The 23,072-nt window shown below is 61.7% G+C and carries 13 protein-coding genes and 4 pseudogenes; 7 read left to right on the top strand and 10 right to left on the bottom strand.

Annotated features, from left to right (window positions below; translation table 11 throughout):
• The first annotated feature begins 218 nt into the window (after positions 1 to 218).
• Positions 219 to 506 carry a hypothetical protein gene (locus tag JOH52_RS29005; RefSeq protein WP_017267093.1) on the top strand — a complete coding sequence of 96 codons (288 nt, stop codon included), beginning with the start codon at positions 219 to 221 and terminating at the stop codon, positions 504 to 506.
• Here the strand turns inward: JOH52_RS29005 and traG are convergent.
• Genes traG through JOH52_RS28990 form a run of 3 tightly spaced genes read right to left on the bottom strand, consistent with a single transcriptional unit; the run spans position 440 to position 2,866 of the window.
• On the bottom strand, positions 440 to 2,359 hold the full coding sequence (traG, locus tag JOH52_RS29000; RefSeq protein WP_014531614.1) for a Ti-type conjugative transfer system protein TraG: 1,920 nt from the start codon (positions 2,357 to 2,359) through the stop codon (positions 440 to 442). The two genes, JOH52_RS29005 and traG, sit on opposite strands and share 67 nt — an antisense overlap.
• The gene (locus JOH52_RS28995) at positions 2,350 to 2,589 is read right to left on the bottom strand and encodes a conjugal transfer protein TraD (protein WP_014531613.1); all 240 of its coding nucleotides are present in this window, start codon (positions 2,587 to 2,589) and stop codon (positions 2,350 to 2,352) included. The genes traG and JOH52_RS28995 overlap by 10 nt, the downstream gene beginning before the upstream one ends.
• Positions 2,579 to 2,866 (bottom strand): TraC family protein, encoded by a 288-nt coding sequence (locus tag JOH52_RS28990; protein WP_014531612.1) that lies wholly within the window; start codon positions 2,864 to 2,866, stop codon positions 2,579 to 2,581. The genes JOH52_RS28995 and JOH52_RS28990 overlap by 11 nt, the downstream gene beginning before the upstream one ends.
• A 183-nt stretch (positions 2,867 to 3,049) precedes the next feature.
• Between JOH52_RS28990 and traA the strand changes: the two are divergent.
• Positions 3,050 to 7,669: pseudogene (gene traA, locus JOH52_RS28985) on the top strand (Ti-type conjugative transfer relaxase TraA).
• 457 nt (positions 7,670 to 8,126) lie between these two features.
• Here the strand turns inward: traA and JOH52_RS28980 are convergent.
• From JOH52_RS28980 to JOH52_RS28960, 5 genes are all read right to left on the bottom strand, one after another.
• Positions 8,127 to 10,223: a mechanosensitive ion channel family protein gene (locus JOH52_RS28980; protein WP_041862561.1), complete on the bottom strand. Its 2,097-nt coding sequence runs from the start codon at positions 10,221 to 10,223 to the stop codon at positions 8,127 to 8,129.
• Positions 10,224 to 10,357: 134 nt separating this feature from the next.
• Positions 10,358 to 11,587: an HlyD family secretion protein gene (locus JOH52_RS28975; protein ID WP_014531608.1), complete on the bottom strand. Its 1,230-nt coding sequence runs from the start codon at positions 11,585 to 11,587 to the stop codon at positions 10,358 to 10,360.
• 3 nt (positions 11,588 to 11,590) lie between these two features.
• Complete coding sequence (locus JOH52_RS28970; protein ID WP_014531607.1) at positions 11,591 to 12,067, bottom strand: hypothetical protein; 477 nt, start codon at positions 12,065 to 12,067, stop codon at positions 11,591 to 11,593.
• Positions 12,068 to 12,135: 68 nt separating this feature from the next.
• Positions 12,136 to 13,086, bottom strand: coding sequence for a DUF2950 domain-containing protein (locus JOH52_RS28965; RefSeq protein ID WP_014531606.1), 951 nt, complete (start codon positions 13,084 to 13,086; stop codon positions 12,136 to 12,138).
• A 15-nt stretch (positions 13,087 to 13,101) separates the two neighbouring features.
• Complete coding sequence (locus tag JOH52_RS28960) at positions 13,102 to 14,445, bottom strand: DUF3300 domain-containing protein (RefSeq protein WP_014531605.1); 1,344 nt, start codon at positions 14,443 to 14,445, stop codon at positions 13,102 to 13,104.
• Between the two features lie 256 nt (positions 14,446 to 14,701).
• On the opposite strand from JOH52_RS28960, the gene JOH52_RS28955 reads away from it, so the two are divergent.
• The 5 genes and pseudogenes from JOH52_RS28955 (at position 14,702) to JOH52_RS28935 (ending at position 20,227) form a co-directional block, all read left to right on the top strand.
• Positions 14,702 to 16,603 (top strand): sensor histidine kinase, encoded by a 1,902-nt coding sequence (locus JOH52_RS28955; protein WP_014531604.1) that lies wholly within the window; start codon positions 14,702 to 14,704, stop codon positions 16,601 to 16,603.
• Positions 16,604 to 16,607: 4 nt separating this feature from the next.
• Positions 16,608 to 17,217, top strand: a pseudogene (locus JOH52_RS28950) (response regulator transcription factor).
• 120 nt (positions 17,218 to 17,337) lie between these two features.
• Positions 17,338 to 17,720, top strand: a pseudogene (locus JOH52_RS28945) (response regulator transcription factor).
• Between the two features lie 232 nt (positions 17,721 to 17,952).
• The gene (locus JOH52_RS28940; RefSeq protein WP_014531600.1) at positions 17,953 to 19,590 is read left to right on the top strand and encodes an arylsulfatase; all 1,638 of its coding nucleotides are present in this window, start codon (positions 17,953 to 17,955) and stop codon (positions 19,588 to 19,590) included.
• 77 nt (positions 19,591 to 19,667) lie between these two features.
• A pseudogene (locus tag JOH52_RS28935) lies at positions 19,668 to 20,227 on the top strand (hypothetical protein).
• A 222-nt stretch (positions 20,228 to 20,449) separates the two neighbouring features.
• Here JOH52_RS28935 and pepT read toward each other — a convergent pair.
• Together pepT and JOH52_RS28925 are read right to left on the bottom strand one after the other, a co-directional pair.
• Positions 20,450 to 21,676 carry a peptidase T gene (gene pepT, locus JOH52_RS28930; RefSeq protein ID WP_014531597.1) on the bottom strand — a complete coding sequence of 409 codons (1,227 nt, stop codon included), beginning with the start codon at positions 21,674 to 21,676 and terminating at the stop codon, positions 20,450 to 20,452.
• Between the two features lie 130 nt (positions 21,677 to 21,806).
• The gene (locus JOH52_RS28925) at positions 21,807 to 23,042 is read right to left on the bottom strand and encodes a CapA family protein (protein ID WP_014531596.1); all 1,236 of its coding nucleotides are present in this window, start codon (positions 23,040 to 23,042) and stop codon (positions 21,807 to 21,809) included.
• Between the last annotated feature and the right edge of the window lie 30 nt (positions 23,043 to 23,072).

Genomic DNA, 23,072 nt, shown 5'->3' with positions numbered 1-23,072 from the left:
TCTCCTGCCGAGGGAACCGGTCAGTCGACAGAGCCTCAAAGCGCTTAACGCGAAACCGACGCGACGAGCCGAAGCGGTGCTTTCCCCGCGCTTCGGTTCATCGTCGGGCTTCCGTTCGTGAGCGCCTTCGGCATCGTCAGAGCGGCGGTTTACAGCGCGTGGTATCTCGCCTTCCATATCCTTTGCATGCTTCGCCCAATCACAGGTTTCATGATGCTATGGTCAAGGTGCCGATCTCGATCGTGGTATACGCCCGTCCCACGCGGGCCAATGGCATGTTCTTCTGGGCGTTCGATCTGACGGCGCTCGGGCTTGTTGCCCTCGCGATCGGCTACACGATTTTCCTCGACTGGTTCACTCCGCCCGGCGCGGAGGACCCGTTGCCCGGTGCCGCCGTCCTGATCGATAGGGCTTCTCCCAACGTGACACTGTCGGCTCCTCAAGGGACCGCCTTGACGAAGCGATTGGCCTTCGCCGCCTCGTTCATGTCCTTCCGCCGGAAGTAGATCGCGCGCCCGCAGCGGATCGGGCTGTGGCCCTGGACGATGATGATCTGTTCGTCCTTTCGCATCGACTGGGTGATTTCGTGCGGCATGATCAGCGGCCGGCGCTGGAAATTGACGCTTTCCGATTTGCGCGATGCGCTGTTCTTCGTGTCCCAGCCGATATTGCGGGAGCTTCCTTTTACCTCGACCGTCATTTCTCCGCATTGCGCCGAAATGTTGCGCGCCGTGTCCAGCGCCTTAACCGCGGCATAGGAGGCGAAGGCGCATCCGTCGATCCACGACACCGCACCGTCCCTCCCGAAATGCCGCTCCAGCTGCCCTAGGGATTGGTACAGCAGCATCATGCTGATGCCGTACTTGCGGCCGCGGTCGCGTGCCTCCTCGAGGAGGCGCATGTAGCCGAGGAGATCGACCTCATCCAACATGAACAACGCCCGGCGCTTGAATGAGCCATCGGCCTGGATCATGGCATTGATCAGCGAGCCGATGATGACGCGGCCGATGCCCGGATAGGAGCGCAGGATCGACGCGGGGATGTTCAGGAACACGTCCTTCTTGCCCGAGACGATATCGCTCGACTTGAACGCGTTGCCGCAAACGAGTGCGGCGTAGCTGTCGAGCGACAGCCACTGCGTATCCTTCGACGCCGTAGAGTAGACGCCCGAAAAAGTCTGCTCGGTCATATTGGTGAAGACGCCGAGCGTTTCGCGGATGAAAGCGGACGCGGAATGCTCCTGAATGTCACGCAGCATCGCCAGCACCGACGGCTCTGGCTCGGATACGATCTGCCGGAGACTGCGTAAGGTTCGCCGTCCGGCATAGTCGGGCGACAGCATCACATGGGCGAGCAGGCCGGTCAGGAGATTGTGCGCCTGGTTCTGGAAGTAGGAGCCGGTCGAGCTTTCGAAGCGCACACTTTCTGACAGCAGCATGTGGGCAATGCCGACGATGTCCTCTTCCTTTTGCCGTGAGTGCTCGATCCCGTCGAGCACGTTGAAGCCCATGATCGGGTTCGTCGGATCAAGCACCATCACCTCGCGGCCGAGCACGCGGGTTCGGTGCTCGATCACCATGGGCGCGACCTCGGTCGACGGATCGAGGCAGATGAGCGGCCCGGTATAGCGCAGGGCCGTCGGCACGACGTTGCTGGTCGTCTTGTATCCACCCGAGCCCGCAAAGAACAGCATATGGGTGGAATCGAAGTCCTGGCGGTAGGTCAGCAAAAGGGCCTTGCCGCCTTGGCCCCAAGTCGCCGGATCGTTTGGCTCGAAGGGCAGTTCGTGGACAATGTCCTTGTCGACGCGGTAGCGCTCCCCGATGACGATCTCGCCGTCCGGCGGAAACAGCTTTCCCGCCGCCGCCATCGGCAGCCAGTCCGCGTCACCGAAGGTTCCGCGCTTAGCGCGCTTTACCGGTTCGGGCACGACGGTGGAGATGCGCGCGGAGACAGCGACGGCCATAAAGCCAACGACCGCGCCGACGACAGCGACCATGTCGAGGTAGGACAGCGCCCGGTCCCATGATAGCGCACCGCTTTCCACGGAGGGGGACAGCCGGCCGAATTCACGGAGCGCGTAGAAGCCCGCGACCGTCAGAAAACAGGCGAGGCTCGCTATTGCGACTGGCCTTCGTCGGTGCAATGGCAAGACCCAAACGGCCAACAGGCCGGCTAGCGGCCCGAACAGTAGCGCTGGCACGGGCGCCGCCCGCAGAAACCAATATGCCGTCTTCCCCGACATGACTGCGGCGAGCCCCGGCCAGCGCCAGCCGACGACATAGACGGCAGCGGCGGTGACGGCGACGGGGAAGAGAATGACCAACAGGCTCGGATGCGTTTTTGCCTTCAGTGCCATTCCGCCGTCTCCGCGTTGCCAGCCGAACCGCCATCAAGCGCGGGAGCGGTGAAGGCTTCCTCGCCGATATCGCGCAGCCGCCGATGCTCGGCAGAGCCGGCCGTGACCCTCGCCAGTTCGATGAAGCCACCGAGCAGAAACGCCCGGTCCGCCTTCGACAGTCCGGCCCTGACGACGATGGCGCCGAGCAGGAATTTCTCGCGGGCCTCGTTCTTGCGATCAGCCGTCATGAGAAACCTCCGCCGCCGTTCCAGTTGCTCCAGCTGCTGGCCGACGCGGCGAAGCAGTTGCGTGATCCACCCCCTTCTTCTCGTCATTGCGAAATCGCGCGGCCATTTCTTCGAAGATCCGGTCAAGCTCCTCCTCCGTGATCTCCATCTCCGCCAAACCTGATTTTGTCGCGGCGCGCGCAAACCGTTCGGCGGATTTTACTATCAGCGATCGTCGGCGCGCACGCAGCTTTTCGATCTGGGCGTCAATGTCGGAGATCGATGATTTTGCGGCCATTCGAATGTGTCCTTTCCTGTTCGAGCAATCTGCACGGCGTCGATTATACTATCTGGAAAATGATAGTAAAACGGGTTAGCGTGCATCATCCCGAAAACGTCGCAGCCGGAAAGCAGGCCGATCGGTTTGAGGGCGCAATATACGTCGCTGGCGCGACGTGCCTGGACAAGTCTGGAGACATCAGTGGCGATCATGTTCGTCAGAGCGCAGGTGATCGGCAGGGGAGCGGGACGCAGCATCGTCTCGGCCGCCGCCTATCGCCATCGCACCCGGATGATCGACGAGCAGGCCGGAACCTCGTTCAGCTATCGCGGCGGCGCCTCGGAGCTGGTGCATGAGGAGCTGGCGCTGCCGGACGATATCCCCGCCTGGCTGAAGGCGGCGATCGACGGGCGATCGGTCGCCAAGGCGAGCGAGGCGCTCTGGAATGCGGTTGAGGCTCACGAGACGCGGGCGGACGCGCAGCTGGCGCGCGAGCTGATCATCGCTTTGCCGGAAGAGCTGACCCGGGCGGAGAACATTGCCCTGGTGCGCGAGTTCGTCCGGGACAATTTGACGTCGAAAGGCATGGTCGCCGACTGGGTCTATCACGACAAGGACGGCAATCCGCACATCCATCTGATGACCGCGCTGCGTCCGCTGACGGAGGAGGGGTTCGGGCCGAAGAAGGTTCCGGTCCTGGGCGAAGACGGCGAGCCGCTGCGTGTCGTCACGCCGGACAGGCCGAACGGCAAGATCGTCTACAAGCTCTGGGCCGGCGACAAGGAAACGATCAAGGCCTGGAAGATCGCCTGGGCGGAAACCGCCAACCGGCATCTGGCGCTTGCCGGCCACGAGATCCGCCTCGACGGCCGCTCCTATGCCGAGCAGGGCCTCGACGGCATCGCACAGAAACATCTTGGGCCGGAAAAGGCGGCGCTCGCCCGCAAGGGCATCGCGATGTATTTTGCGCCGGCCGATCTCGCCCGCCGGCAGGAAATGGCCGACCGGCTGCTGGCCGAGCCTGGGCTTCTCTTGAAGCAGCTTGGCAACGAACGCTCCACCTTCGACGAGCGCGATATCGCCAGGGCGCTGCACCGCTATGTCGACGATCCCGTCGACTTTGCCAATATCCGGGCGCGGCTGATGGCCTTCGACGAGCTGGTGCTGCTGAAGCCGCAGCAGGTCGATGCCGAGGCCGGCAAGGCGAAGCAGCCGGCGGTGTTCACCACCCGGGAGATGCTGCGCCTCGAATATGCCATGGCGCGGTCGGCTGAGGTGCTGTCAAGGCGCAAGGGCTTCGGCGTCTCCAACGCGCGAGCCGCCGCAGCCGTCCGAAGCATCGAAACGGCTGATACCGAAAAGCCCTTCCGGCTCGATCCCGAGTAGGTCGATGCGGTCCGTCATGTTACGCGTGACAATGCCATCGCAGCCGTCGTCGGTCTTGCCGGGGCCGGCAAGTCGACGCTGCTGGCGGCGGCCCGCGTCGCCTGGGAAGGCGAAGGCCGGCGGGTGATCGGCGCAGCCTTGGCTGGCAAGGCGGCCGAGGGGCTGGAGGACAGTTCCGGCATCCGGTCGCGCACGCTGGCTTCCTGGGAACTGGCCTGGGAAAGCGGGCGCGATCTGCTCCAGCGTGGCGATGTGCTGGTGATCGACGAGGCCGGCATGGTGTCGTCGCAGCAGATGGCGCGGATCCTGAAGGCGGTGGAAGATGCCGGCGCGAAAGCCGTGCTGGTCGGCGACGCGATGCAGCTGCAGCCGATCGAGGCGGGTGCGGCGTTCCGGGCGATCACCGAACGGATCGGCTTTGCCGAGCTTGCCGGCGTGCGCCGCCAGCGTGATGCGTGGGCGCGCGATGCCTCGCGTCTCTTCGCCCGCGGCAAGGTCGAAGAGGGTCTCGATGCCTATGCGCAGCAGGGCCGCATTGTCGAGACCGAAACCCGCGCCGAGATCGTCGACCGCATCGTTGCCGATTGGGCCAATGCCCGCCGTGACCTGCTTCAGAAAACCGCCGACGGCGAACATCCGGGCCGCCTTCGCGGCGACGAGCTGCTGGTTCTCGCCCACACCAACGATGATGTCCGGAAGCTGAACGAGGCCCTGCGCAACGTCATGATCGGCGAGGGCGCGCTTGCAGGGGCGCGGGAATTCCAGACGGCGCGTGGGCTTCGCGAGTTCGCCGCTGGCGACCGGATCATCTTCCTGGAAAACGCCCGCTTCATTGAGCCGCGGGCACGGCGGCTTGGACCGCAATACGTGAAGAACGGCATGCTCGGCACGGTCGTTTCCACCGGCGACAGACGCGGCGATACGCTGCTGTCGGTGCGCCTCGACAGTGGCCGCGACGTCGTCATCAGCCAGGACAGCTATCGCAATGTCGATCACGGCTATGCCGCGACCATCCATAAGTCGCAAGGGTCGACCGTCGACCGCACCTTCGTGCTCGCCACCGGCATGATGGACCAGCATCTGACCTATGTGGCGATGACCCGCCATCGCGACCGCGCCGATCTTTACGCGGCGAAAGAGGACTTTGAGGCGAAGCCCGAATGGGGTCGTAAGCCGCGTGTCGACCATGCCGCCGGCGTCACCGGCGAACTGGTCGAAGAAGGGATGGCAAAGTTCCGGCCCAATGACGAGGATGCGGACGAGAGCCCCTATGCCGACATCAGGACCGACGACGGCACCGTCAATCGGCTTTGGGGCGTCAGCCTGCCGAAGGCGCTTAAGGATGCTGGCGTCGCGGAAGGCGACACGATCACGTTGCGTAAAGACGGCGTGGAGCGGGTCAAGGTCCAGGTTCCGATTGTCGATGAGCAAACCGGTGAGAAGCGCTTCGAGGAACGACAGGTCGATCGCAATGTCTGGAGCGCAAGCCAGCTGGAAACCGCCGCGGCCCGCCGGGAGCGGATCGAGCGCGAGAGCCATCGGCCGCAACTGTTCAAGCAGCTCGTCGAGCGCCTGTCGCGCTCCGGCGCCAAGACAACGACGCTCGATTTTGAGGATGAGGCCGGTTATCAGGCGCACGCCCGCGACTTCGCCAGACGGCGCGGGCTTTATCATCTCTCGCTGGTCGCGGCCGGAATGGAAGCGGAGGTGTTGCGGCATTGGGCCGGGATTGCCGAGAAGCGGGAGCAGGTGGCCAGGCTCTGGGAGCGGGCGAGCGTTGCGCTCGGCTTTGCGATCGAGCGGGAACGGCGTGTCTCCTACAACGAGGAACGGACCGAAACCCTCTCGACCGGAATCCCGTCGGATGGAAAATATCTGGTCCCGCCGACCACGACATTCTCCCGCAGCGTCGCGGAGGATGCACGTCTTGCGCAGCTCTCCTCGCAACGGTGGAAGGAGCGGGAGGCGATCGTGCATCCGGTGCTCGCGAAAATCTATCGCGATCCTGATGGCGCGCTGTCGGCGCTGAATGCGCTGGCATCGGACGCCGCCATCGAGCCGCGCAAGCTTGCCGAGGACCTTGGCCTTGCACCCGACCGGCTTGGCCGCCTGCGCGGGTCCGAGCTCGTGGTCGACGGCCGCGCCGCGCGCGACGAGCGCACCGCGGCGACCGTCGCGCTGTCGGAATTGCTGCCTCTGGCACGCGCTCATGCGACCGAGTTCCGCAGAAACGCCGAGCGCTTCGGTATCCGCGAGCAGCAGCGGCGCGCGCATATGGCATTGTCGGTTCCGGCGCTCTCGAAAACGGCGATGGCGCGCCTGGTCGAAATCGAGGCGGTCCGCAAGCAAGGGGGAGACGACGCCTACAGGACCGCCTTTGCCTTTGCCGTCGAGGACCGCTTGCTGATCCAGGAGGTCAAGGCCGTCAACGAGGCACTGACCGCACGCTTCGGCTGGAGCGCCTTCACCGCGAAGGCGGATGTGATTGCCGAGCGCAACATCGCCGAGCGCATGCCGGAGGATCTTGCCCCCGAGCGTCGCGAAAAGCTGACGCGCCTGTTCGCCGTCATCAGGCGCTTCGCCGAAGAACAGCACCTTGCCGAGAGACAGGATCGGTCGAAGATCGTTGCCGGCGCCAGTGTCGAGTTGGGGAAGGGGACTTTTGCCGTGCTGCCGATGCTTGCGCCTGTCACCGAGTTCAAGACGACGGTGGACGAGGAAGCGAGGGAGCGAGCGCTCGCCGCTCCTCACTATGCACATCACCGCGCGGCCCTCGTTGAAACGGCAACACGCGTCTGGCGAGACCCAGCAGACGCGATCGGCAAGATCGAGGATCTGATCGTCAAGGGCTTTGCGGCCGAACGCATCGCCGCGGCGGTGACCAACGATCCCGCCGCCTATGGGGCGCTGCGCGGTTCCGACCGCATCATGGACAAGTTGCTTGCCGTCGGCCGGGAAAGGAAGGGCGCACTTCAAGCTGTGCCGGAAGCGGCAAGCCGTATCCGTTCCCTCGGCGCGTCCTATGCCAGTGCCCTCGATGCCGAAACTAGAAGTATCACCGAAGAGCGCCGCCGAATGGCGGTTGCCATTCCCGGTTTGTCGCCAGCGGCCGAGGACGCGCTCAAGCGGCTGGCGGCGCAGATCAAGAACAAGGACCGCAAGCTCGACGTCGCCGCGGGCTCGCTCGATCCGCGCATCGCCCGAGAGTTCGCCAAGGTCAGCCGCGCGCTCGATGAGCGCTTCGGCCGCAACGCCATCCTGCGCGGCGAGACGGACGTCATCAATCGCGTCTCGCCGGCCCAGCGCCGCGCCTTCGAGGCGATGCGGGACAGGCTGACGATCTTGCAGCAGGCCGTTCGCGTGCAAAGCAGTCAGGAGATCATTTCGGAGCGGCAGCGGCGCGTCATCGATCGCGCTCGCGGCGTCACCCGATGAGCATATTGAAGAAAGCAGAAGGAGAGACGAATGCCTGAACGGAAAGCTCTTACGACGCGGTCGTTCGCCCCGAGATCGCCATCGAGATCGTCAACCAGGCCCGCGATCGTCCCCGGCCGCGTCTACGAGCTAGAGGACAAAGATCCTCGGTGGCGCCAGAATTGCTCAAACGCGATTGGCGACCAGCGATTGACGTAGTTGCACAGATTTCCGCCATTCGGTGTCGATTTCTAAGGGCTGCAGTGGTGGACAGCCGAAGTGGATGCGAAGCTGCCGAACGGCAGCTTCGCATCCACTTCGCGACATATACCGGTGGCACTGCAAAGTCGTGTCTCGGATCCAAAGCAGCGGCTGTGTTTGACAAATTGTGCAGCTGCCGTCTTGAGCCGGATCCATATCCGTGAAGCGGCACAAGAACGATGGCGCCCATGCACTTTTACTCCCGCAGACCAATGAGCTACTCGGCGGCTGTCTCCCCCTTCTGCGCCGCGGCCGCATTCCTCTTCGCGATTGCGTCGCGTGTCGCGGCAGCTGCCGCTGTCGCTTGCGCTTCATCACCGGCGACCTGAACGGTCGGCGAGGCAAAGTGGATGCTGTTGGCCGCGAAGGCATCCTTGATCATGGCCTGGGCCCGGCGCCTGATCTGGGTCTGGTGTCCGGGCTTCGTCGTCATGGCGAAACTCAAGGTGATGCCATAGTCGCCGAACTGCTCGACGCCCTTCATCTTCACCGTTTCTATGATCAGCGGCCCGAGTTCGGGATCGTCGAGGAGCGCGGCGCCTATGCCCTTGACGACCTTCTTCACCTTGGCAACGTCGGCATCGTAGGAGACGTTGATCATGAACTTGTCGATAACCCAGTCGCGGCTCATGTTCTGGACAGCGCCGAGCGAGCCGAAAGGAACGGTGAACACCGGTCCGCGGTGATGCCGAAGCTTCACCGAACGGATGCTGAAGGATTCCACTGTGCCTTTGTAGCTGCCGCTTTGGATGTATTCGCCGACCCGAAAGGCATCGTCCATCATGTAGAACACGCCACTGAGGATATCCTTGACCAGGGTCTGTGAGCCGAAACCGATGGCGACACCAAAGACGCCGGCACCGGCGATCAGCGGGCCGACATGAACGCCGAGGCCGGAGAGCACCATCATGCCGGCGACGACCGCAATAAACACCGCGAGAAAATTGCGCAGGATCGGCAGCAGCGTGCGCAACCGCATGCTGCGGGCGAGTTGCGCTGAGTCGGCACCGTTGACGCTCGCCCGCCTCAGGTGCAGATCGATGAAACCCTTCGCCAGTTGCCAGATCAGATCTGCCGCAAGCAGAATAACTACGCCTGCAAGAATACCGCGGAAGATCCGGTTGAAAACATCGTCCTGCATCATCGCACTGCCGTTGATACGGAAAACGACGGCGAGCCAGGCGGCCGCGAGCGCTATGATCGCGAACCGGGCACCGCGGTCAATTAGGACGTTGCGCATGACCCGGACGTTATCCGCCGCTTCGGCGTCCAGCATTGTCCTTGTAGTGGCGCTGGTGAAACGCAACAGCGGCGGCAGGCCGAGTACATAGATTCCGAGCCAGAACAGCACCTTCATGCCCGCGACCCAGACGAGCCACAGCAGCACAAGGAAGCCGATGAGCAGCGCATTGCGCATTATCCGCCGTCCGGCTGACATTTCCGCGACGGGTCGGCGCAACACGGTATCGATCGCCAGGCCCAGTACGACGAGGCCGAGGGCGGCAGCCGTAAAATCGCGGACGTCGGCCGGAAACGCGAGTGCCTGCATCACGTCGACGACGGCCCACAGGAAAGCAACGGAACAGGCAAACAGCACGAATCGTCTGTGCCAGAAATGCGCTGCTTCCGGCGTGAGAGATACGCTCCCCTCCAGCGCCCTGCCGTCCTCTGCGGGCTTGAACACGGCCGCAGCGATTGCAACCAGCAAGCGGGCGGCGATCCAGGCGATGAGCAGCGGTGCGACCGCCATCTCGAGCTGGCGTGGCCAGCCGGCTAACACGAAGGCCGCGATCGCTGCGATCGCAAAGACGACCAGCGGTGCGATGCGAAGAAGAGCGTCAAGACCAGGCCCGAACTGAGCCAAGCTTCGGCTCGCACTGCGCCGCAGGAGATAACGCAGCAGGAACTCGGCGCCGTAGCCGGCAAGGAGCAGAAAGGCGAAGCCGCGCAGGATCGGCATCGTCCCTTGGTGCATCTCGGCCGCGATGCGCTCTCTTGCCGCCATCCACTCGGGAACCACCCGCGGCACGGCGTTCCGCATGCCGCCAAGGTGCCTCCTGATTTCTGCGATCCATTGGGATGCGAGACCCGCCGGTGTCGTGGCGGCGGCCGGCGCCGCGGCCTGCTTGGCGGTCAGCCATTGCCGGACTTCCGGGTCGTCCAGCAATTCGATCAGTTGCTGGACCTTCGCGGGCGGCGCGGTAGCGGTCGCCGGCTCCTGTGCTGCCACCGTAGAGGCAAGCCCGAAAACGAGCTGGAGACACAGAACGATCGCGGCAAGGCCTCTATCACCATGCTTGAAGACTGCACTCATCTGCTTCCAGTCCTTTGCACCGATTATAGACGGCCACGATACCCACGCGGGCGGATTACGTCGTTGCGCCGGCCCGTGGGCTTCCGAGACGAGCAAGAAGGCGCCGCCAGTCAAGGATCCGGCGCCCCTCCAATTCAATGCCCTGTCAGTACAAGCGTCTGCACCGGCAGGAGCAGCGCTTGCAGCCGGAGGATCATGGCGTGTACCAGCCCCACGGCGTCCACCATGTGCAGGAACAGCCAGCGCGGTGTGCTAATGTCCGGCGAGTGCAATTCGTCGTGATTGCCGGTGTAGGCGTTGGCGATGCAACTGCTTCCGGGCGGGATGGCAGTGAACTGGCCGTCGAAAAGCGGTTCCAGGAAAGTGGTCAGCGTCCCAGGACGCGACATCTGTTGCACGTCGGCGAGCTGATCGGTCGGGCGAATCTGCCCGGTGGCGATAACGTTCTGGACCTCTGTTACCACCATCGGAATAATGGTGAAGGGTTTGCCGACGCAGGTCGCCTCGGCGATCATGCCCGGCTTCATCACCTGGGCCTCGATCTGGCCAAAGCCGGCGATCAGCCCGATCCGGCGATCATCAGGCACCAGGATGCCGGCGGAGCGGATCATCGGATTGACGATGTCGCCGGGCCGCAGAGCAAACTGCTGAAGCATACCGGCGGTGCCTGCACGCACAATGGTTTTGTCGAGTTCGACCTGGGCCTGGCCTAGCGCTGCCTCGGCGCTGGCCTTCTGCGCTGGCAGAAGGGAGGCGATTTTCGTCTGAAGGGTCTGCTTGTTGGCAACGGCGGCGGCAAGCGCACCGTTGCGGCCGTCCACGGCCACCTGACGCCTTTCGATTTCCCGCCTTGCCACCACGTTCGGGTTGCGACGATTGAGCTCAACCTGTGTGTTGAGTTCGTCCAGCGCCTGTTGGTACGCGCCTTGCGCTTGTGCGATCATCCCATCAGCCGCCGCCAGTTCGGTCTGCGCGACCGCCGTCTCAGCGTCGATTTCGGCGACGCGCCGGCGGGCCGTTTCAAGCGCCGCCCGCTGTTCCGTGTTGTCGAGGCGGAAGTGGGGAGCTCCCGCCGCGACTTTCTCGTTCGTGCCGACGAACACTTCGGCCACGCGTCCGGTCGACTCGGGCAAGATGGTAACCGTGCGGAAAACAGCTGTGACGTTCTTTGTGGAAGGATGAAAATAGAAAATCAGCGTGATCAGCGAAAGGGCGAGGATCACGCAGGCGGTGATACCCCAACGCAGCTCGAACCAAATGGAATAGAGATTGATCTCCCGGCCGATCCTCTTTCCCTGAACATAGCGGCGAAAGAGAAAGTCGGGAAAGATCGTCAGCATCGAGCAGATCATGAACTCTAACATGGCTCAACCCCTCCGCTCTGATAATGTGTCGCCCGCCGAAGGTTCCGGTTCGAACGGTGTCCATTCGGGCTGCGCCGGACGGGGGCTTGTCGGTTTCTCCTGGAGTTCCATCGGCGGGGTTTCGAGCGGCCGATCGTCCCGATCGGCGATTTTCCGAAGCGATTCAGCCATCGACGTGATGGGCGACGAGAAATCCGGAAACTCGATCAGTGCCAGCAACAGCGCGGCGATCCAGAACAGATGATTGTGGGTGAACAGCGCGATCAGCGACAGCACGGCGACCAACTGTAGCTGAACCTTGCTCGCGCCATGCGCCATGTGCTCCGGCAGCGCGTGCAGCCGTAGATAGAGAATGCCGATCAGGAAGATCAGCAGCAGCACGAACACCACCATGACATTGAAGAGAATATCCGTGTCCCCCGGAGCGGTGATGAACACAGGGAGATGATCGACTGCGGCCGGATGCAATGTCTCTGCCATTTCTGCGACCCATAGAATGCTGTTTTGATCTAGCCCTTGCGGGCCTGGCTGCTTCAGAGGTAAGCGGTTCAGTCGTTGACCACGTTCCAATTGTCGTCCGGATCGAAGCCGTCGATGAAGGGCACGATCTCCGCGGTGCTCGCTCCGAGGTCCCTTTCATAGACGATGCCCTGTTGGTTGACGACAAAGGTCTTCACGCCGGTTTCGGCATATGTGACCGGCCAGGCGATCAATCCGTAGCCGGCGATCATGTTGTCGTTGATGACGTAGTCGTGCCGACCGCCGGCTATGTTGTCCCCCTGCGAGGTCAGGATGCGGAAGCGATAACCGAAATAGCCTTCGCCGGCCTTAGCCTTTTCCAATGCGGCTTCGCTGATGGCGTCGCCGACAGGGCTTTCGCCATCGCCCTGGTCGGCCGGCCAGTAGAGGCCGTCGGTCTGGCCCGGACTGCTGATCAGCTTCTGGGCATATTCGAAGACGCCGTCGGCATCGCGATCCCGTTCCGCATAGTCCTTCTGCGCCTCGACATAGGCCCGTACCGTCTCTATCGCCTCGAGCTCGTTCTCGCCAACGCGGCGGTTGACGATCTCTTCTAGCCCGACATAGGTGTCGAAGGCCCATTTGCCTTCCTCGCGCTCGGTGATCGGGAACGGCAGCGGCCACAGCCGGTCGCCGATCTCGAGGATCTTGCGATTGTCGAGATCGCGCACGACGACCTTGCGGGCCGCGCCCTCGCGGATGAGATTGAAGGTCTCCATCGCTCCTTCACCCGTCCTCAGCTTTGCGGCGTCAAGGCCAAGGAGTTCTGCAAGACCGTCGAAGTCATTGGTGTTCAGCTCCGACTTGAAGGCGTCGACCGCCCTCGATGGATCGTCGAAGGCAGGCGGGTCTTCTGCGGCGGCATAGTCATCGACACTTACCGGCGGCTGCGCCTGCGCGAGAGCCATATTGATCGGCGCATTGACGAGCGTGAGCGTAATTGCCGATCCGAGGAGAAGAGTACGCAAGAGCTGTGTCATGGGCTTCCCCTTCGTTCAACGTCTGCGATCGCCACCGCCGCCACGGTTGATCGCCTTGTGCGATCCGCCGCCGCGATGGCCGCCGCCCATGCTTTCGCCGCCGCGACGCGACGACGCCACCTCCCGCCGCCCGGATGAAACATTGCCGAGGCCGGACGGCTTCTTTGGCCGGTTCTGCGCCTTGGCCGCCATCTTCGGCTTGCCAGCCGGGCGGTTGACCTGCGAGGGCTTCTTGCCCTTGGGAGGGTTGACGCTGGGCTTCGAACCGCCGGGTGCGGCCTTCGCGACCGACCGCGCGCCGCCGGGGCCTGCGGCTGGCCGCACCTCTGGTCGCGGTTGGGCCTTCAGGCCCTCGAGTGTGCTCCTGCGGACATCCTTGACCTGGGCGGCGCCCGCGCCCGGACGTGCGGCCACCCGGTCGCGATTGATTTCGGCGGCACGGTTGCGGATGTTGTTGTCGCCGTCCGCCTTGATGTTGTTCTTGATGTCCGCACGGTCGAACTTCTGGACCTGGTCGCGATCGATCTGAAGCTTGCTGCGGTCGACGTTTTTCCAGTCGATATCGTTCCACTTGATCTTGCCGTCGATATCGATGTTGTTGAAGCATTTATTGCAATCCACGTCGATGTCGCCGTTCCAGCGACCGCCCCAGACGCCCCAATCATCCCAGTCGACGACGGCGGCGAATGCCGCGCCTGTCACCGCTCCGGCGAAGAAGGTCGCGGCCGGATAGTAGTAGGCCGGATAGGGATCCGGATAGTAGGCCACCGGAGCTGGCGCGTAATCCGGCTCGTAGAGCATCTCCGGCGGATATTGCGGCACGTAGATTGTTTCAGGGCTCGCCGACTGGATGATGATGTTGTCACCCTCCTCGACCACCTTCATCTTGTCATCGGACTTGATGATACCCTTGGCGAGTGCCTCGTCGCGCAATTGCTGGATGGCGATCAGCACGTCCTTCTGCTGATAGGCGATCGCCTGGCCGAAGCTTTGCGTCCATTCGAGTTCCTCGCTCATCATCTTGACGATATCGGGATAGTTGAGCAGCGAGATCACGCTGCCGTCCCAACCTTCCTTTGGCATCAGGTCAGGGTTCTTCTTGCGCGCCTCGAGAAACCGCTCCGCCTCAACGACCTGCAGGGGAAAAAGCGACGCGGCCGAGACCAGCGCCACCAACTCGTCCGCATAGAGCGCGATCCGGGCGACGAGTACCTCGAGTTCATCCTCGGTGAGTGGTTCTGGGGCGGCTTGCTCCTGCCCGGAGGGGGAAAGCGCTTCCTGGGCGAGAGGTGCGGTCGCATGCAATGACAGCATGATCGTCATCGCGCTGCTCAGTGCAATGATCCTTGTCGGTATCATCGTTTCACTCCTCCCCGAACCTGTGCGGAATGCCCACTGCACGTCCTTTCGCTATCGCTGCGTCTCAGGTGTCGTGCATGTGCTGACAACCCGAAGGTACCGAAGCACGTCGGATCAATGCAACCGACACTCACCATAGGTGAATTTTAGTGGTAAGCTAGCGGCTAGAATATTGTCCTTTAGGGCAGCCGACGAAGTAATCTTTCAAGGTCATTTCAGAAGCGTTCCTCGATAATTTCCAGCCACCTGGTGTCGCATGATTGCTCGGTCCCAGGCACGTTTCGGCAGAATCCGTGTGAGCCCCTCATGCCTGAACGCGTCCGCCTTCATCTGTCTTCTGTTGGTCGTGATTTTCGGGGCGACCGGAATTTGTTCTGCGCAAGGCGCAGGGCCGGTTCCACGTGTCCTGATCCTCTACCCCTATGATGAGCGCATTCCCGCTACGAATATCGTCGGTGAGGCCGCGAGAACTCGGCTCGTCGAGGCGACCTCCGGCAAGGTCGAGGTCTTCTCGGAGTTCCTCGATCTTTCGAGATTTCCGAAGAAAGGCCACGTCGATCGCATAGCGCGCTATCTCGCTGAGAAGTACAGCGATGGCCGACCGGACCTGGTCATCGCCCTGGGTGAGGAATCAACCCGTTTCATTGTTGCGAACCGAAATGCAATCGCGCCGGATGCGAAAATCGTCTTCGGCGGATTCGGCAGTGCCACTGCCGAGGAGTTGCGCTTGCCAAATGACGTCGTGGGCGCATTGACGGAATTCGAGATAAGGAAAACCGTCGAGATGGCGATCGGATTGCAGCCGGACGCCCGGCAAGTTGTGGTGATTGCGGGATCTGCCGAATTCGACAAAGCATGGGTCGCGGCGGCGCAGGAAGACCTGATCGGCCTGCCGAGCTATATTGAGACGACCTATCTCACCGGATTGTCCATCGAGGAGTTTGTCGAGCGCGTGGCAGCTCTTCCGCCAGACACAATTGTCGTCGTCTTGACCGTGCTAAGTGATCGCACCGGCCGGAACTTCGTCCCGCGCAATTCACTGGAAAAGATCGCGAAAGCGGCCAGCGCCCCGGTCTATGGTCCATATTCCACATATCTGGACCATGGCGTCGTCGGCGGCAATGCGGCGACTTTCGAATCCACCGGGACCGCCGTCGCCGGTCTTGCCATCGACGCCCTTGCCGGCAAGGCGATCACCGATATCACCGTACCGCAAAGCTACATGGCCGATTCACGGCAATTGCGGCGTTGGGGGCTTTCCGAAGCCGATCTTCCGCTTGGCACCGCCGTATTGTTCAAGGAAAGGTCGCTTTGGCAAGAATACTGGAAGGAGATCATAGCGATATCCGCCTTTGTCGCAGCTCAAAGTCTGGTTATCGTTTCGTTGGTCCTTGAACGCCGTCGCCGGGCAGCCGCGGAGTTTCAAGCGCGTCATCGTCTTCTCGAGGTTATCCATCTGAACCAATCGGCCACTGCCGGTGCACTGTCGGCCTCGATCGCCCATGAGCTCAATCAACCGCTCGGTGCCATCCGCATCAACGCCGAAACCGCAGCCCTGATGCTCGAGAGACCGAATCCCGACTTGAAGCTGATCCAGCAGATTCTCGCCGACATCCGCGACGACGACCAGCGCGCTGGCGACATCATTGACCGGATGAGGGGATTGCTGAGGAAGCGCAGCGAGATCGACTGGCAAGAATTCGACTTGAACGATGTCGTTCGGAGCGCGATTCACATTCTTCACCCGGAAGCTCAGCGGCGAGATGTGACCGTCAGTTCCGTTGCGTCCGCGCAAGGGCTGCCGGTTCGCGCCGATCGGGTGCATGTCCAGCAAGTCATTCTCAACCTGGCGATTAACGCGATGGACGCCATGCTCCAAGCACCGACCGCCGAGCGAAATCTGATGTTTCAAACGACGATGGTCGACAGAAATGAAAAGGTTGAAGTGTCGATTTCCGACACCGGGAGCGGGATTCCAAGCGACAAGCTCAGCAACATCTTCGATGCTTTCTATACGACCAAGCCAACTGGCACCGGGCTTGGTCTTTCGATTGCTCGCGTAATAATAGAAATATATGGTGGCAAGCTCTGGGCCGACAACCGCCCGCAGGGCGGTGCTGTCTTTCGCTTTGTCCTGCCCCTCGCGCGACCGGGGTGATTCAGTGGGCCCGACCGTTCATATCGTCGATGACGACAAATCGTTCCGCGCAGCGGTGGGGCGAATGCTAGCGGCCTCGGGCTTCCAAATCGAGTCCTACTCATCTGGGGAAGAGTTACTGGCACGCCTGCCAAGGGGGTCCGGCTGCATTCTGCTCGACTTGCAGATGCCTGGCCTATCCGGCTTGGAGCTGCAGGCTCGTCTTGCCGATTTGGCACCTCTCCTGCCGATCGTCTTCCTCACCGGCCGTGGCGATATCGGGATTACTGTGCGGGCGATGAAGGCTGGCGCCCATGACTTTCTCGAAAAGCCGGCCTCGAGCGCGGCGGTGCTTGAAGCCGTTGAACGGGCGCTGCAGCTTTGTGAGACGAGACGCAAGGAGCACGATCGCGCCCAAGCGCTGCATACTCTTCTTGCCAGCACCACGGGAGTCACAAGTCTTCGACCTGATCGTTCGTGGCAAGCGCAACAAGCAGATCGCCTTTGAGCTCAACACATCTGAGCGGACCGTCAAGGCACACCGTCACAAGGTCATGGAAAAGCTGGGAGTCCGCTCTCTTGCCGAGGTCGTGTCGATGGCGGAACGACTGGGCTTGCTTGAAAAAACCACATGACTGACGCGCCGGCCTTCACATTCGTCTTCCCCTAAGGACAATAGGCGACACCGCAATTTTGGCTCCTAATGGCCTTCATGACCGCATTCCGCGGCCGACCAGCACTGGAAAGGCAGTACGTTGGGAACCCGACCACGCACGGTTGCTGTCGTGGAAGACAATCCGAGCATGCGGACGAGCGTAGAGCGGTTGCTGAACGCTGTGGTTTGAGGACCGAGGGATACTCCTCGGCCGAAGCCTTTCTCAGCCACGCTACGCCGGCGAAGCTCGGCTGCGTCGTGCTCGACATGCACCTTGTGGACATGTCGGGCATGGAGTTGCGGCGCCGGCTGAAAACCGCTCATTGCCGGCTCCCGGTCATTTTCATCACGGCTATCGATGATGATGCGCTCGAACTGGAGGCGCGTAGGGTGGGTTGCCTCGCCTATCTCCAGAAGCCGTTTGCCGCTGCCTCGTTGATTGCTGCAGTCAAGGAGGCACTCGCCGGGGATGCAATGGATTGAGCGTCGGATCGGGGTCTACCCGCATACAGGAAGTGTCTTCCCCAAAGTACAATAGCGCCTGTTCATAAACTTCATAGAATTGCCACCAGAAAAACAGCGGAAGCGCCATCAAGGGGAGAGTGCCAGAAAATCCGACATCATTGAGGGAGGGTGTGTTCCGACCGAAGTGGCCGGACGCCCGCGGGTGTTGGTGCCACCATGCCTGCCTTCAAAGCAATCAGGGAGAAGAAAGATGAGCGATAAGCACGCAAATTCGCGCCGCCATCCAAGCCGGCGCGAGGTTCTGCTTGCGGGAGGATCTTTGCTGGCCGTAACGGCTTTGGGTTCTTTGACCGGCGCGGGCGCAAAAGCGCAAACGGCGGGCAAAAAGCCGAATATACTGGTTATCTTCGGCGACGATATCGGCTGGTGGAACACAAGCGCCTACAACCGCGGCCAGATGGGATACCAAACCCCCAACATCGACCGCATTGCCGACGAAGGGGCGATCTTTACCGACCTATACGCCCAACAGTCCTGCACTGCGGGACGCGCCGCGTTCATTACAGGGCAAAGCTGCTTCCGCACCGGGCTCCTCAAAGTTGGTCTTCCAGGCGCCAAGGAAGGCCTGTCGGACAAGGATCCAACGCTAGCTGAGCTGCTCAAGCCGCACGGCTACGCTACCGGTCAGTTCGGCAAGAATCATCTTGGCGACCGCAATGAATTCCTGCCGACCGTGCACGGATTTGATGAATTCTTCGGCAATCTCTATCACCTCAATGCCGAAGAGGAGCCGGAAAACCCCGACTACCCGAAAGACCCGCAGTTCCGCGCCAAATTCGGTCCGCGCGGCGTGCTTAGATGCGTCGCGAGCGACACGGATGACCCGACCGAAGACCCGCGCTTTGGCAGGGTAGGCAAGCAGAAAATTGAGGACACTGGACCGCTCGACAAAAGGCGCATGGAGACGGTCGACGGGGAGTTCTTGGGCGCCGCGATGAATTTCATCGATAAGAACCAGAAGGCCGGAAAGCCGTTCTTCTGCTGGTTCAATGCGACCCGAATGCATATCTACACGCATCTGAAGCCGGAGTCACAAGGCAAAACCGGCCTCGGCTTGGTGGCCGACGGTATGACGGAATTCGACGGCATGGTTGGCCAGCTTCTAAAGCAACTGGACGACTTGGGCATCGCTGACAACACCATCGTATTGTTTACAACCGACAACGGCGCAGAGGTCTTTTCGTGGCCGGACGGTGGATCCACGCCGTTTCATGGCGAGAAGAACACCAACTGGGAAGGTGGCTACCGGGTTCCTGGTGTCATGCGCTGGCCGGGGGTCATCAAGCCCGGCACGGAAATCAACGAGATCGTCTCTCACGAAGACTGGGTTCCGACATTCGTGGCGGCGGCCGGCGAACCGGATGTCAAGCAAAAGCTTCTCACCGGCTACGAGGCGGCGGGCAAGACCTTCAAGGTCCATCTCGACGGGTACAATCAGCGGGAACTGCTCGCGGGAAGTGGGCCAAGTTCGCGCAAGGAATACTTCTACTGGACGGACGACGGAAATCTCGCTGCGCTGCGCTATGATCGCTGGAAGCTTGTGTTCATGGAACAGCGGGCCGAAGGTCTCGATGTGTGGCAGGATCCGTTGATAACGCTGCGCTTCCCCAAACTCATCGACCTGCGGGCTGATCCTTTCGAGATCGCCCAGCATGTCGCCGGTGACTACGACCGGTGGCGTGTCGAGCATGCCTTTGCGCTCGTGCCGGCCCAGGCTTTCGTGGTCCGGCACCTGCAGACCTACGTCGATTTCCCGCCGCGGCAAACGCCTGGCAGCTTTGCGCTGAACGAAGTGATGGCGAAGCTGCAGGAGGGCGGCAGGCACTGACCCGATTATGAAATCATCGCAGGGTCGCGCAAGCCAAGCAGCCGGCGCGACCTTCAGCGCGAATGAAAGGCAGACTGATGACGATAGAGAAAGGCCGCCCGACTGCGACAATTGCCCAAAGAGCAAAGCGCGAGTTGAAGGAGTATGCCCTTTTGTCCGTGTATCTGTACGTCTGCTTCGGTGCGCTCGTCCTTTACAAGATGGCTATACTTGGCAGTCAGGGCGTGCACGTCTCTTCATTCGGCGTCCCGGTTTTCAAGGCGCTGATCCTCGGGAAGTTCATCCTTCTCGGCCATGCAATGAAATTGGGTGAACGATATGGAGGGCTGCGGCTCGTTTCCGTTATCGCCTACAAGGCCGGCTCTACCTTCTTCTGCTCATCGTCCTGTCCATCGTCGAGGAAGCGATCGTCGGGCTCAGCAACGGCAGAACGATCGCCGCCACGCTTGCGGAAGTTGGAGGCGCCAAGCTACCAGAGCTTCTGGCAACAAGCGTGGTCATGCTGCTGATACTCATCCCCTATCTAGCTTCGAGGGAATTTGCCGTTGCACTCGGTGAAGGCCGGCTTTGGGATCTGCTCTTGGAATATCGCGATGGCCTTGATCACGGCGGCCCGGCACATGTCGCGAAAGAGTGACGTAACCCATGGCGTGCCTGCTGATGAGAACCGTGAGGAGATTGGGCCATGACCTATTTCATTCGGTGCAAAGAGCTACCTGTTGCCAATCATTCTGCTGGTATTTGCTTCAACTGCCCAGCGTGCAGATGCGCTTCCCTCCTGGAATGAAGGCGAGGCCAAGCAGTCGGTTGTCTCGTTTGTCGAGCGCCTGGCCGCTCGAGTACGCAGTTCGCGACGTTCTCAGTCAAACGCCGCCAACTGACAAATCTTCAACGCAACTTCCAACGATCTTTCGAAGGCTGGCACGGGCAGAAACTCGTAGCGTGAATGGAAGTTGTAGGCGCCGGTGAAGAAGTTCGGTGTCGGTATTCCTTTGGCGGAGAGGACCGCGCCATCGGTGCCGCCGCGCATCGCGATCACTTTCTTCTCGATGCCAAGTTCCTCCATGGCCTTGAACAGAAGAGCGACGGCACGCTCGTCACGAGCGAGGCTCGTGGAGATGTTCCGATAGGTGTCGATGATCTGATACCGGACATTTGCGGTGGGATAGCGAGATCGCATTTGTTCCGCGACCTCGGCAATCCGGTGTTTGCGCCGATTGAAGCCATCTGTGTCGAAATCCCGGATCAGGGCGGTCAAGCTCGCCACGCTGTCGTTGGCGATGAGGTCCTTGAACCAGAAAAAGCCCTGGCGTTCGTCCGTGCATTCAGGCGTCTCCTTGCGGTCGAAGTGGGAGATGAAGTCGATCGCCATCAGGAGGGGATTGACCAGCATTCCCTTCGCGGACATCGGGTGCGCACTGACGCCGGTAAAGACGATCTCGCAGGACGCGGCGTTGAATGTCTCCAGGACCACCTCGCCAAGTTCGCAGCAGTCGATCGTGTAGGCAAAGTCACAAGGGAAGCGGGAGAGGTCCATCGCCTTGGCGCCGCGCATTCCGACTTCCTCGTCCGGCACGAAGGCGACAAAGACGTCGCCGTGGCCGACCTCGTGATCGAGCCGGGCAATCAGCGTCATGATCACGGCGATGGCGGCCTTGTTGTCCGCACCGAGCACGCTGGTGCCGTCGCCGACGATGATCTCTTCTCCCAACCAGTCAAGAATTTCCGGATGTTCGGCGACCCGTAGCCAGATGTCCTCTTGACGGTTGATGCAAAGGTCCTCGCCCTTGAAGCGGAGGACTTGAGGGCGGACGACGGGCGAGAGGCCGACATCGACCGTGTCGAGATGCGCGATGAAGCCGATCGGTGGTGCTGCAGGCCTGTTGCCACGTTTTATTCCCGTCACGATGGCATGCGCGTCGATGCAGACGTCCTCCAGGCCGATGGCGCGCATCTCGTCGGCGAGCAGGGCGGCAAGTGCCGCCTGTCCCGGCGAGGACGGCAGGGACTGCGAGCGGCCGTTGCTTTGGCTCTCGATCGCGGCATAGCGAAAAAACCGGCTGACAAGTTCTTCCCGAACTCTCATGCTCTTCATCCTCATGCAGAAGATGCGACCTTTGTCGGTCGCGTTTTTAGCTGAAAGGGGCGGGCTCACTGTCGCGTCCCGCTGTCGCGGTGGAGGAAATAGTGAGCTCCTTGGTATGAGGCGCTGCAGGCTAGAGCCTGATTAGACCGACACCGCCGGAAACCTCGATGTCGACGCCGAGCCTGGCCGATTGTTCTGAACACCGCCGCAAGATGCGCGCGGCACTTTCCCCGGTCGCAAGATGTGGCGCCAGGCGTCGTTCCAGCATCCTGTCGGCCAATGCCTCGTCGCCTCCGATGACGACGGGATAAAGCGTGATCTCGATAAGTCTATTGTCCTCGCCGAACGAGCAGACCCCGATGACGCTTTCCCAGACTTCGGGTGCCGTCCACGTCGACTTCTCCGAACGCACATGGAAAATGAAATTCCCCAGGCTGTAGAAGATCGGCCGGCCCCGGTAGATCTCGATCGGCTGGAGAACGGGCGCACCGTGGCTGACGAACATGGCAGCACCAGCATCGATGCACTCTCTGGCGACGCCGCTCACCCAGTCAGGGACCTGGTACCAGTCGGACGCCCAATGGTGATGGTGCAGATACGCGACCACCAGAGATCCGTCCTTGGCGGCGGTCGCGATTGCTGAGAGGTTCCTGGACAGATCCGCCTCATCGATCTTGACGCTGCGTCCGAATTTCCCCGATCGCCTGAAGACGGCACGCGAGATGCCGACCTCGGATTCCGCGGCGAGGCGCGGCGGATCGTCCGGCTGACTGTCATTGGTGAGATCGATCGCCGTATAACCGATCTTGTCGCGAATGGCCCTAATCTGTTCGAAGGCAGCTCCGTCGACCGCGAGTACCTGGGTGAGACGCAGCCGGTTGACGCCCGGGCGTGCTGGTCGGTCGTCGTCGCCATCGGCAGCATACATGAAATCCGGACCGGGGCCTCCGTCCATTGCGACGATCGCGACCCGCCGCCCGCCGATCGTTGCGGTGCTCGCCCGCGAGACTTGCGCTTGATCGCGGCCGAGGCCGGCATGGAGGAAGCCTCGCTTCTCCACTTCCTCGAGCGTCGAAAGCACGCCGGACGGGCCGAGGTCGAAAGCATGGTTGTTCGAGAGCGAAAGTGCCCGAAACCCTATCGCCCGGAGGGTGTCGAGAACGACCGGATCGCTGCAGCCGAAGAACGAACCTTTGAGCGGCCACCCGCCGTGACGCCCAAGGATCGTTCCCTCGAAGTTGGTGAATGAGAGATCCGCCTGGCGAAGGAGGGACTGAACCTCACGGAAGGCAGGAGCAGGAATGTCGCGGATATCGTGCTTGATGAGAGATTGGCCGGTTACGGCCAATGTGAACCTGTCATTCATTTGGGTGACCTTCTGTGGCAATGCGTGTGC

It is taken from the genome of Sinorhizobium meliloti (assembly GCF_017876815.1).
Lineage (GTDB): Bacteria > Pseudomonadota > Alphaproteobacteria > Rhizobiales > Rhizobiaceae > Sinorhizobium > Sinorhizobium meliloti.
Note: the sequence above shows the minus strand (reverse complement) of the source record. Positions and strands in the feature narration are given on the sequence as shown.

What these genes read in the sequence shown, in the direction of transcription:
- JOH52_RS29005 (WP_017267093.1), top strand. Translation starts at nt 219, where the DNA reads ATGGTCAAGGTGCCGATCTCGATCGTGGTATACGCCCGTCCCACGCGG.
- traG (WP_014531614.1), bottom strand. Translation starts at nt 2,359, where the DNA reads ATGGCACTGAAGGCAAAAACGCATCCGAGCCTGTTGGTCATTCTCTTC.
- JOH52_RS28995 (WP_014531613.1), bottom strand. Translation starts at nt 2,589, where the DNA reads ATGACGGCTGATCGCAAGAACGAGGCCCGCGAGAAATTCCTGCTCGGC.
- JOH52_RS28990 (WP_014531612.1), bottom strand. Translation starts at nt 2,866, where the DNA reads ATGGCCGCAAAATCATCGATCTCCGACATTGACGCCCAGATCGAAAAG.
- JOH52_RS28980 (WP_041862561.1), bottom strand. Translation starts at nt 10,223, where the DNA reads ATGAGTGCAGTCTTCAAGCATGGTGATAGAGGCCTTGCCGCGATCGTT.
- JOH52_RS28975 (WP_014531608.1), bottom strand. Translation starts at nt 11,587, where the DNA reads ATGTTAGAGTTCATGATCTGCTCGATGCTGACGATCTTTCCCGACTTT.
- JOH52_RS28970 (WP_014531607.1), bottom strand. Translation starts at nt 12,067, where the DNA reads ATGGCAGAGACATTGCATCCGGCCGCAGTCGATCATCTCCCTGTGTTC.
- JOH52_RS28965 (WP_014531606.1), bottom strand. Translation starts at nt 13,086, where the DNA reads ATGACACAGCTCTTGCGTACTCTTCTCCTCGGATCGGCAATTACGCTC.
- JOH52_RS28960 (WP_014531605.1), bottom strand. Translation starts at nt 14,445, where the DNA reads ATGATACCGACAAGGATCATTGCACTGAGCAGCGCGATGACGATCATG.
- JOH52_RS28955 (WP_014531604.1), top strand. Translation starts at nt 14,702, where the DNA reads ATGATTGCTCGGTCCCAGGCACGTTTCGGCAGAATCCGTGTGAGCCCC.
- JOH52_RS28940 (WP_014531600.1), top strand. Translation starts at nt 17,953, where the DNA reads ATGAGCGATAAGCACGCAAATTCGCGCCGCCATCCAAGCCGGCGCGAG.
- pepT (WP_014531597.1), bottom strand. Translation starts at nt 21,676, where the DNA reads ATGAGAGTTCGGGAAGAACTTGTCAGCCGGTTTTTTCGCTATGCCGCG.
- JOH52_RS28925 (WP_014531596.1), bottom strand. Translation starts at nt 23,042, where the DNA reads ATGAATGACAGGTTCACATTGGCCGTAACCGGCCAATCTCTCATCAAG.